1 protein-coding gene is annotated in these 3,301 nt (G+C 32.3%); it reads right to left on the bottom strand.

Annotation, left to right across the window (positions count from 1 at the left end; genetic code table 11):
* Positions 1-433: 433 nt before the first annotated feature.
* On the bottom strand, positions 434-3,301 hold a 2,868-nt coding region (locus tag V7149_RS23090), incomplete at its 5' end, for a hypothetical protein (protein ID WP_335347924.1).

The raw sequence follows: 3,301 nt of genomic DNA on the forward strand, positions 1-3,301 counted from the left end.
CTTTAAGACTGTCTCGAAGAGGAAAAAATATTATGAATAATAAACAGAATCAATAAAACTCTGCGTAGATACTTTGTCATTGTCCCATCAAAACAACAACAAAACGGAAGAAAATGTTTAAATTTGGTACAATTGGTGCTCAATCAACGGTACCAAAAATTCTACAATCAATTGAGATTATAAAATTTTTGCTAATGTTGATTTTTAGTATTGACGACAAAACACAACATGTGTTAATGTTATAATTGGGTTATTTTAAACAATTTTAATTAAAAAATAAAAAGATTAAATTTGAGGGGAAAAAGTCACTTACTTCACCTAATGTGTTCGGTGCTGCGACAAAATAATGACTAGTCTTCGCATTCCAGTTTCCCCCTCATATAGCCACTTCAAAAACACTTATAAAACCCTTGACAATGCTAGTTTCCCATGATTAGTGGTGTGCATTTTTTGATATATTTTTAAATGCTTGTAAGAATAATTCTTTGTAAGTTTTATAGAGATGTAACATAATACGTAAATTTGCATAAGGTTCTCCATCAGGACGTATATTTTCCTCTTCACCTTCAGTTCGCTTACTGATCTTAGCGAGTAATGCGTACATTGTTTTTTCGTCCATTTTAACCTTACTAACTTTTCGATCATACTTTTCCATAATAACTTCAACTTCTCGAAGCATTTCCTCTTCTTCATCCTCATTATTAAATCCTATTGCATAAAACCGACTTGTTCCCTGTTGTGATTCAAATGCAAGTTGCTCAATATTAGCTTGTTTCCTTCTGTCTCCATCTTTAATACGTCCATCCACTAATAACTCAATAAGTCTTTTGGGATTTTTAACCCCAGTACCTCTTGTTATTTTTTTATCTAAAACATAGATTAACCAATCCATCGGAGTATTATAGTAGATGCCTTCTCTTTGCATTTTACTTGTGACCGTCTCACTAATTACAACTTCTTCAACAGAGTCTTTATTTTTCTTTTCTTCTTTCACAAACTTCCAAAACTTAGGAAATACTTTATAATCCTTTTTCTTTAATTCACCAGTTAATTTATTCACTTCCTCGCCTTGATGAACTATTAGCATTCTATTTAATACTTTGCGGAAATGTTTAATTTGCTCGTCTAAATCCAACTTGTACTCACGTTTAGCCCCATCAATCGCCAATCCTGAGCAAACCGCAAGAGAGTTAACAATTTCAAGCAATTCTTTAATTTTCTTTTGATTAGGATTTTTCTTGTGTACTTCATTCCACATGATAGAGCAAGCCTGTTGCCCTAGGTTCGATATAGCGCCAATTCTTTTCTGGCTAAGACTAAGTTTATTGTCCACCTTTGCTTTAGATTTATTTTCTAGTCGGAAATTCAAATCATCATTCTCTTCTTTTAATGGAATATCATTAACTGGCACAAGAAATTCTCCTTTTGCTTCATTAACAATATCAAGAAGAATACTCGAATTACTGAACAAGCATGTATCCCCATCAAAATCACACCCGTTCAATGTATCATTTAACAAACTGCCATTACATCCGTTAACAATCGCAATGTTATCGGTCACTTTAAAATATTTAAAGTATTTGTGATTAGGATTTTCATGTTCAGTTTCAAGGTCTGGTCGAATGTTTGTGACACTTAGTAGGTTTGCAGGGCTTACATGAGGGTTACGGAATCCAACCACTTCGCCAGGAGGAAGAAATGGTGTAAATATTTCATTTTCCTTAAATACTAAGGATTCTTTTAATTCCCCTTGCACCTCACCTACACTGGCTAGTAAGTATTCGACCAAATTTCCACCTAACACACAATAATCTCCAGAAACTCTAATTTTCCCTGATTGTAAATGTTCACGATATTTTCTAATCGTTTCCTTTTTGAAGTTACGGTATATCTGCGTTTCAACAATATCTTTATCAAATTCATAAATATCCATAAACATTTGATTAGCGTTCATGTTGTTTTTTGTTCTGTCAAGATACTGCATAAATTTATCTGGAATGTTCTTTATTCCATCTATATAATTAACTTCAAATTTCACTAATTCTGAAATCTGTTTATAATTAGTCGGTAAAGAATTTACCATCTGATATGAGAGTTGCTGATATATTTTCCCCTCTTCAATATCATCTTTATCAATTCGCTTCGTTACATTTTCCCATCCACAAACCCCAAATTCACTGTTATTTTCATTTTTAATGAATTCCTTCCAGTAATTCCACATATCCTCTTTCGTACCTACTGCATAACTATATTTTAATAATTTCAGATCACTCGGATTTATAACCATTTTTATCTCGCTGACTTTAATTGGCTTTCCAAACATATCCTCTACTGTTGCTGTCTCATAATCCTCTTTAAAATACTCTTTATAGAATCCTTGGAGATCAACATTGAAGGCTGCACATTTAAAGAATGATTCTCTAAGCTGAATAAATCCCTTATTGGCAAAGTCCCTTACAAAACAACTACTGTCTAACAGTGCAGAACCATCGAACAATTCATTTTCAATTGGGTGATTTTTAGGTATACAGTTCAACATCCCATCCTTTAAACCAATTACATTAACCTTTTTGTCATTAAATGAACTTGTAACTTTATCAATTATTAATATTGAATCAGGATCAATTACGATTTTATCAACTATGGCACTACTGACTAAACTTTCATAAGCCATTAGCCCAGCCAAGTCTACGTTATCCTTATCAAAATTTAATCTCATATTAGACCATTCTGACATTTCCTTATGTAAATCTTCACGGATAAACCACACTTGACCAGTTCGACTCTTTGCCGTACTTCTTGTGTAGAGGACAAAATGAGTCTTAACATATCCCTTCTCCTTCTTATCATAAACATCTAAATCAAATCCATTGGTATATAAATCATGACGCAAATCATCTAAGCATTTATTTTCCCATACTGGATTATTTTCTTCCTTATTAGTTTCTAATTCCAATTTCAGTTTATTCAACGATTCTAATTCAATTTCTAGTTGCTCAAGCTTTTCCTCTAAATTCTCACGTTGCTTAACCTTTTTAGCTTTTTCTAAATACCCCTTCACTTTTGTAATGGACTCTTCTTTATTTTTAATCCACTTTGGAACATCTTGTAAAATATCATTCCCACTTTTAACACTTGTATCAAATTTAACATTCACAATGTCATAACTAGCACATCTCTTTTCATTTAATTTGAAAGTTTTCATTCCACTTTTCTTAAGCTTAATTGATTCTAATGAGTAAGGAATCATCCCTTTGAAGGAATCATTCTTAATTGGACGGTTATTTCTGTAGTTACTTTC

The organism is Bacillus sp. JJ1503 (assembly GCF_036965125.1).
Classification (GTDB): domain Bacteria; phylum Bacillota; class Bacilli; order Bacillales; family Cytobacillaceae; genus Cytobacillus.